Origin of the sequence: Jiangella rhizosphaerae (genome assembly GCF_003579925.1) — a bacterium.
GTDB lineage: Bacteria > Actinomycetota > Actinomycetes > Jiangellales > Jiangellaceae > Jiangella > Jiangella rhizosphaerae.
The window spans coordinates 1-7038 of sequence record NZ_QUAL01000361.1 but is presented as its reverse complement, the minus strand read 5'-3'; the positions used below and the strand labels follow the sequence as shown (position 1 = coordinate 7038).

Here is a 7038-nt window from a genome sequence, read left to right as displayed (position 1 = left end):
CGGCAGCGCGGTCGCCGGCGCGTCGGCCCGCGGCTGGCGGCTGCGCGTCACCGTCGACGGCGACGTGCTGGCCGGCGGCGAGCGGCGCGCGCTCATGGTCGCGCTCGGCAACGGCGTCACCATCGGCGGCGGGGCGCCCGTGACGCCGTCGGCGCGGCCCGACGACGGCCGGGTCGACGTCGTCGTCTCGTTCTCGACCGGCTGGCGGGCCCGGCTGGCCTTCGCCGCCGCGCTGGTCCGCGGCCGGCACCCCGAACGCCACGACGTGGTGGAGGCGCGCGGCCACCAGGTGACCGTCACGGGCGGGCCGGTACCGCTCAACGCCGACGGCGAGCTGTCGGAGCTGGCCGGCGCACGGACGTGGACGGTGCTGCCGCACGCGTTGCGGGTGAGCGTCCCGGCGTGATTCGCCCCGAGCCGTTGGTCATTCGACGTTCGTCGGCAATCGTGGCGTTGGCCGTCCCCCTGCTGCCCATTCTCTCAGCCGCGCAACCGCGCCTCAAGTCCGCGCGCGTTGTGGTGGGGCTCTGCTGTGGCCGGGGCGCTTGGACTTGACCCGCGGTTGCGCGGCCAAGAACGGGCAGCTATCAGGGGGACGGGGAGGATGTGGGCACGCCTCGCCGTTTGGCGTGCCCGTTTCGCCCTGCTTTGTCGGCCTGTGGAGAGCGATGATCATCGGCGATCGCCTACATCACGAGGATTTCGTGAGCATCACCATGGCTGTAAGGGTGTTGACGCTGGGGTAATCCTCGTGATGCCCCCCGAATCACGGTGAAATCTCACCAGGTGGACACTCAACAACACCAACGCCACACCGTAACGGGGCCAACGCCGCGGGAGACGTCGCCACACTCCCCCCGTCCCCCTGATAGCTGCCCGTTCTGAGCCGCGGGCGCGCGGGTCAAGTCTAAGCGCCCCAACCACAGCGAAGCCCCACCACAACGCGCGCGGACTTGAGGCGCGCGTACGCGGCCAAGACGATCGGGCAGCAGGGGGACGGGCCCAACGCGAACACTCAGGCCAACGCAGCACACCGGAACGCGACCGGCTCACAGCTCGGCGGACAGGACCTCGGACATCGTCGCGACGTCGCCGTCGACCCGGCCGGTCTCCCAGCGCACGCGGGCGGTCCCGTCGGTGAGCTCCAGTGTGGCCAGCGCGTTGTCGAACCGCGGCCCGGCCTCGACGGACCAGGTCACCCGCGGCTTGGGCACCCGGGCGAGCCGGGCCAGGCCGGTCCCGGCGACCCGGGCGACGGCGAACGCGGCGGCGCCGTTGAGGTAGCGCAGCGTCCGGCTCAGCGGGTTACGCACCGGCGAGCAGACCAGCTGGTAGACGCTGCTGGTCTGCGGGGTCCGGCCCGGGTAGTCCAGCCGCGCGGCGTAGGAGTAGTGCACGTCGCCGGAGAGGAAGCCGATGGCCCGCGGCCGCCGCCCGTCCGGCCCCGTGGCAACGTCCGTCACCAGGTCGGCCATCGCCGTGAACGACCGGCCGAACGCCGCCCAGTGCTCGAGGTCGACGGCCTGGCGCAGCGTCTCGGCGGCCCTCGCGAACCGCGCGCCCCACGCACCGGCCGCCGTCGCCTCGTTCCAGGCCTCGAGGTCGTGCAGGCCGCGCGGCAGCAGGTACGGCAGCGACGTGCCGATGAACAGGTGCTCGACGTGCTCGGTGTCGCGGACCTGGCCGGCGATCCAGTCCCACTCGGCGTCGTCGACGATCGTCCGCTTCTCCGGGTCGAGCATCCGGCCGCAGCGGGAGTCGATCATCACCAGCCGCGCCGGCCCGATGTCGCGGGTGAAGCTCCATCGGTACGACGCTGGCTCCTGATCGGCCTGCCAGGCGAACTCGTCCAGCACCGCGCCGGCGTCGCCGGACACCTCCGTCACGGCGGCCAGCACGGGGTCGGCCGCCCGCTCCGACGGAGACAGGTTGCCGACGTGCTGGTAGAGCCAGTACGCCGCGATGCCACCGGTGATGCGCCGGCGCCACCACGGTTCACCGGCCATCCGCTCGCGCCAGGCCTGCGAGGTGTTCCAGTCGTCGCGGATGTCGTGGTCGTCGAAGATCATCGCGGCCGGGACGGTCGACAGCAGCCAGCGCACCGCGGGGTCGGTCCAGGCCAGCCGGTAGAGGTACGCGTACTCCTCGAAGTCGGCCACCTCGGTGCCCGGCGGCTGCGAGACGTCGCGCCGCGCCCCGATGAACTCCCGCATCGCGTCGGACGTCTCGTCGGCATACACCTGGTCGCCCAGCAGCACCAAGCCGTCGGGCCGGTCCGCCTCGTCGGCCGCGGCCAGCGTCAGCGCCAGGGCGCGCAGCGCGTCGGTGCCGTAGACGCGGTCGTGCTTCGCGTCGTGCGGGACGCTCATGCGGCACGAGCCGAACGTCAGCCGCACTCTCCCGTCGCCGCGGGTGCGGATGACCGGCGGCGGGAACGGCGAGCCCGGCTCCGGCCACACCCGCTCGCCGTCGACGTCCACGGCGTACGGCGTGGACGTGCCGGGCTCGAGGCCGTCGACGGCGACCAGCGCGTAGTGGTGGCCGTGGACGGTGAACGTCCTCGCGGTGGCGCCGAGGACCCCGACGGTGGCCGGGCGGTCGGTCTCGACCCAGATCAGGGCGGACGTGTGGTCGACATGGCGCAGCAACGGCCCGAGGACCAGCGTGCCCGGCAACGGCGCCTCCTCAGCGGACATAGGGTCTGTTCCGTGCCGTCCGCGTCGCTTCGTACCCTACTGGCCGTCGTCGTCACCCTCGTCCTGGCCGGCTGCGGCCAGACGGTAGCGCCGACCGGCGCCGACGAGGACGAGATCGTCGCCGACGCCCGCGCGCTCCCGGGCGTCGACGACGTCCCTCTCCACTATCTCGGCCCGGACGGCGCGGCGCAGGAGAACCGGCCCGACGATCCCACGGGCTGGACACTGCGGCTCGACCTCGTCCACGACGCGACCCGCGGCGCCGGCTGGGCCGCCGAGACGGTCGACACGCTGGTCGCCGGACTGCCGGACGTCGCGACGCAGCACCTGGAGATCTGGCTGCGGCCGGTGACGCCGGCCGAGGCCGAGACGCGGTGCGCGCGTACCCGGCGCCGGCGGGCGGCGCCGCGGTGCGCGACGCCTACGTGTTCGCCGGCACGCCCGGCGTGGTGCGGGCGGTGTTCGACGGCGAGACCGCCGACGTGCGGGTGCGCGACGCGTCCGACCTCGCCAAGGTCGCCGACGTCGCCGCCGTCCAGGGCGCCGCGGTCGACGTCGTCCGCACGCTCGACGACTCCGCGGCGTTGCGGGTCGCGGACGTGCCGCCGCGGCCGCCGCACGCCCCTGGCGGCGACTGGTCCGCCGACCCGGACGCGCCCGACTGCGACCCGGCCGCGCTGCGCCTGGAGCTCACCGGCACCGACGCCGCCCTGGGCTCGCGGTACCTGTTCCTGGGCGCGACGAACACCGGTCCCGCCCCCTGCACGCTGCGGGCGCATCCCTCGCTGTCGTTCCGGACGCTGACCGAGCAGCCGCTGGCCGTCGCCGTCACCCCGTCCGCGCCCGCGGGCCCGGCTCCGGTCGTCGTGCCGCCGGGCGGCCGCGCCGTCGCGATGCTCGACTGGAACGCCATGCCGACCGCCGGCAACCCGGACCTCACCTACGAGGTGCTGCTCGCCACCGGGCCGGGCGGGCCGGCGACGGAGCTGCCACTCACCTCGCTCGTCGTCGAGGGTTCCGGCACGCACGCCTCCCTCGACATCGTCGACGGCGGCGAGGTCACGGTCACCGAGTGGCGGCCCGACGGCGCGCCCTTCTGACCGTCGCAGCAGACGTACCCCCGTCCCCTGCAGCGTTGGCCCCGTCCCCCTGCTGCCCGATTGTCTTGGCCGCGCAGCTATCAGGGGACCGGGGGAAGAGCGGCGACGACTCCCGCGGCGTCGGCCCCGTTACTGTGTGGCGTTGGTGTCGTAGAGCGTCCACCTGGTGAGATTTCGCCGCGATTCGGGGGCCATCACGAGGATTACCCCAGCGTCAACACCCCTACAGCCATGGTGAAGCTCACGTAATCCTCGTGATGTAGACGATCCTGGATGATCATCGCGCGCCGCCGCACGACAAAGCACGCGAAACGGGCACGCCAACCGTGAGGCGTGCCCACATCCTCCCCGTCCCCTGATAGCGCCTGGGGCTCCGCGGCGATGACGGACAGTGTTCCGGACGAGGAAACCTCAGCGATACGCGAACATCACGCGAGCATCGATCGGGGTCAATAGGCTCCTTGCCATGACCGCCGGCACGCTCGCGCACCACCCCGATCTGCTCCCCACCGACGACGTCAACCGCTTCGCCGACTCCTTCGCCTGCCTGGCCGATCCGACCCGGGTCCGGCTGCTGCACGCCGTCGCGACCGCACCGCGTGGGCGGACGGTCGGCGAGCTGACCGAGCGGCTGGGCATCAGCCAGTCGACCTGCTCCCACCACGTGCGCAAGCTGGCCGAGGCCGGCTTCGTCCACGTCGACCGCGAGGGCCCGTTCACCCGGGTCACCGTCAAGGAGGAGTGCGTCATCGGGCTGCCGCACATGGCCGACGTCGTCATGGGCGCCCTGGCCACGCGGCCGCGGCACCCCGAGGACGTGCCCGCCGGCATCACCGTCCGGGAGTTGCGGCTGGACGACTGGCCCGCGGTGCGCCGCATCTACGAGGAGGGCCTCGACACCGGCATCGCGTCGTTCGACACCACGGTGCCGCCGAGCACGCGACTGGCCGCGCGCTGGCTGCCCGGGCACCGCTGGGTGGCGGAGGTCGACGGCGCGGTGGTGGGCTGGACGGCCGTCGCGCACGCGTCGCAGCGCGAGAGCCTGCGCGGCGTCGGCGAGACATCGGTGTACGTCGATCGCGCCCACCGCGGCCGCGGCATCGGCAAGGCGCTGCTGTTCCGGCAGGTCACAGCCGCCGACCGCGCCGGCATCTGGATGCTGCAGACGTCGGTGTTCAGCGTCAACCGGGCCGGGCTGTCGCTGCACCACCAGGCCGGCTATCGCACCGTCGGGGTGCGCGAGAAGCTCGGCCAGCGCGACGGCGTCTGGCACGACTGCGTCCTCCTCGAGCGGCGCGCCACGGCCGCCGTCCCGCACCCGCGGGCAGCGTCTTGACATGATCGGTTCGCCCTCCCTTCAATGGCCGTGAGGACGCTCGTGAGGTGCCCGGTTCGGCAGCACCGAACGGGCGTCGAACCGTGTGGAGGGGCGAGGCCATGCGCACCAGCGAACTGCACGTGCTCCCGTGCGGCGACCACGCCATCCTGGTCGAGCTGGGCGACCTCGAGGACGTCCTCGCCCTGAACGCCGCGCTGCGCGACCACGAGCCCGAGGGCCTGGTCGACGTCGTGCCGGCGGCCGAGACGCTGCTCATCATGTTCGACCCCGGGGTGACGTCCGCGCAGCGGCTCACCGACGACCTCGCACATCTGCCCGACGAGCCCCGCGACGGCGACGAGGCGCCGCTGGTCGAGATCCCGGTCCGCTACGACGGCGCCGACCTCGACGCCGTCGCCGAGGCCACCGGGCTGTCCGCCGGCGAGGTGGTCCGCCGGCACGCGGACGCCACGTACACCGTCGCGTTCACCGGGTTCGCGCCCGGCTTCGCCTACCTCACCGGGCTCGACCCGCGGCTGGCGCTCCCCCGCCGCGAGAACCCGCGGACCCGCGTGCCGGCCGGCTCGGTCGCCATCGCCGACCGCTACTCCGGTGTCTATCCGCGCTCGGGGCCGGGCGGCTGGCACCTGCTCGGGCACACCGACGCCGTGCTGTGGGACCTCGACCGCACACCGCCGGCGGCGCTGCTGCCGGGCACCCGCGTGCGGTTCGCCGACCGCGGCCGGGACGGCCGCTGGTGACCGCCCCGATCGACCTCAACTGCGACCTGGGCGAGGGCTTCGGCGCCTGGTCCATGGGCGACGACGCCGGCCTGCTCGCCGTCGTCAGCAGCGCGAACGTCGCCTGCGGGTTCCACGGCGGCGATCCGACGATCATGCGGACGATCTGCGAGATGGCGGCCGCCCGCGGCATCGCCGTCGGCGCGCACGTCGGCTACCGCGACCTCGCCGGCTTCGGACGCCGCGAGATCGCCATGCCGGCCACGCAGCTGACCGACGACGTGCTGTACCAGCTGGCGGCGCTCGACGGCATCGCGCGAGTGGCCGGAACGCGGGTCCGCTACGTCAAGCCACACGGCGCGCTCTACAACACCATCGTCCGCGACGCCGAGCAGGCGGCCGCCGTCGTCGACGCCGTCCGCGCCTACGACCCGTCCCTGGCGATCCTCGGGCTGCCCGGCTCGGAGGTGCTGCGCATCGCCGACGTGCACGGCCTGCCCACGGTGGTCGAGGCGTTCGGCGACCGCGCGTACCACGCCGACGGCCGGCTGGTGTCGCGGCGCCGGCCGGGCGCGCTCGTCACCGACCCGGACGAGGTGGCCGCCCGCTGCCTGCAACTGGTCACCACCGGCCAGCTGACCAGCATCGAGGGCGACCCGGTCGCCGTACGGGCGCGGTCGTTCTGCGTGCACGGCGACACCCCCGGCGCGGTCGAGCTGCTGCGCCGGACTCGCGAGGTGCTGACGGAGAACGGCGTCCCGATCGCCGCGTTCGCATGACCACCGGCCGCGATCCCGTGCTCGAGGTCCTCGAGCCGGGCGTGCTGGCGATCGTCGAGGACCTCGGCCGGCCCGGGCTCGGCGCGATGGGGGTCGGGCGGTCCGGCGCGGCCGACGAGCACAGCTTCCGGCTGGCGAACCGGCTGGTCGCCAACGCCGAGCGGGCGGCAGCCATCGAGTTCGTGCTCGGCGGGCTGGCCATCCGGTTCCGGCGGACCGCGACGGTGGCGCTCACCGGGGCGCCGGCGGACGTGCGGGCCGGCGAGCGGGCGGCGGCGTTCAACGCGCCGTTCTCGGTCCGGGCCGGCGAGGTGCTGCGGGTCGGCCGCCCGGCCCGCGGGCTGCGCGGGTACCTGGCCGTGCGCGGCGGGATCGGCGTGCCGCCGGTGCTGGGGTCGCGGTCGT

General features: G+C 74.0%; 7 protein-coding genes and 1 pseudogene. 6 read left to right on the top strand and 2 right to left on the bottom strand.

Features of this window, described 5'->3' with window-relative positions; translation table 11 throughout:
- The coding region (locus tag DY240_RS32500) for a diacylglycerol/lipid kinase family protein (RefSeq protein ID WP_199702387.1) at positions 1 to 406 on the top strand (406 nt) is incomplete at its 5' end.
- A gap of 643 nt (positions 407 to 1049) precedes the next feature.
- Here the strand turns inward: DY240_RS32500 and DY240_RS25190 are convergent.
- Both DY240_RS25190 and DY240_RS25185 read right to left on the bottom strand, forming a co-directional pair.
- Complete coding sequence (locus DY240_RS25190) at positions 1050 to 2696, bottom strand: alkaline phosphatase D family protein (RefSeq protein ID WP_119662444.1); 1647 nt, start codon at positions 2694 to 2696, stop codon at positions 1050 to 1052.
- Positions 2697 to 2732: 36 nt separating this feature from the next.
- Positions 2733 to 3023, bottom strand: coding sequence for a hypothetical protein (locus DY240_RS25185; RefSeq protein ID WP_119662443.1), 291 nt, complete (start codon positions 3021 to 3023; stop codon positions 2733 to 2735).
- Positions 3024 to 3070: 47 nt separating this feature from the next.
- Between DY240_RS25185 and DY240_RS25180 the strand changes: the two genes are divergently transcribed.
- From DY240_RS25180 to DY240_RS25160, 5 genes and pseudogenes are all read left to right on the top strand, one after another.
- On the top strand, positions 3071 to 3796 hold the full coding sequence (locus DY240_RS25180; protein WP_119662442.1) for a DUF4232 domain-containing protein: 726 nt from the start codon (positions 3071 to 3073) through the stop codon (positions 3794 to 3796).
- A gap of 466 nt (positions 3797 to 4262) precedes the next feature.
- Positions 4263 to 5132: a helix-turn-helix domain-containing GNAT family N-acetyltransferase gene (locus DY240_RS25175; protein ID WP_119662441.1), complete on the top strand. Its 870-nt coding sequence runs from the start codon at positions 4263 to 4265 to the stop codon at positions 5130 to 5132.
- 116 nt (positions 5133 to 5248) lie between these two features.
- Positions 5249 to 5875 (top strand): 5-oxoprolinase subunit B family protein, encoded by a 627-nt coding sequence (locus tag DY240_RS25170; RefSeq protein ID WP_119662446.1) that lies wholly within the window; start codon positions 5249 to 5251, stop codon positions 5873 to 5875.
- A complete protein-coding gene (locus tag DY240_RS25165) occupies positions 5872 to 6633 on the top strand; it encodes a LamB/YcsF family protein (RefSeq protein ID WP_233552867.1) in 762 nt (253 codons plus the stop codon). The genes DY240_RS25170 and DY240_RS25165 overlap by 4 nt, the downstream gene beginning before the upstream one ends.
- Positions 6630 to 7038: pseudogene (locus DY240_RS25160) on the top strand (allophanate hydrolase subunit 2 family protein); the annotation flags it as partial. The gene DY240_RS25165 and the pseudogene DY240_RS25160, both read left to right, overlap by 4 nt.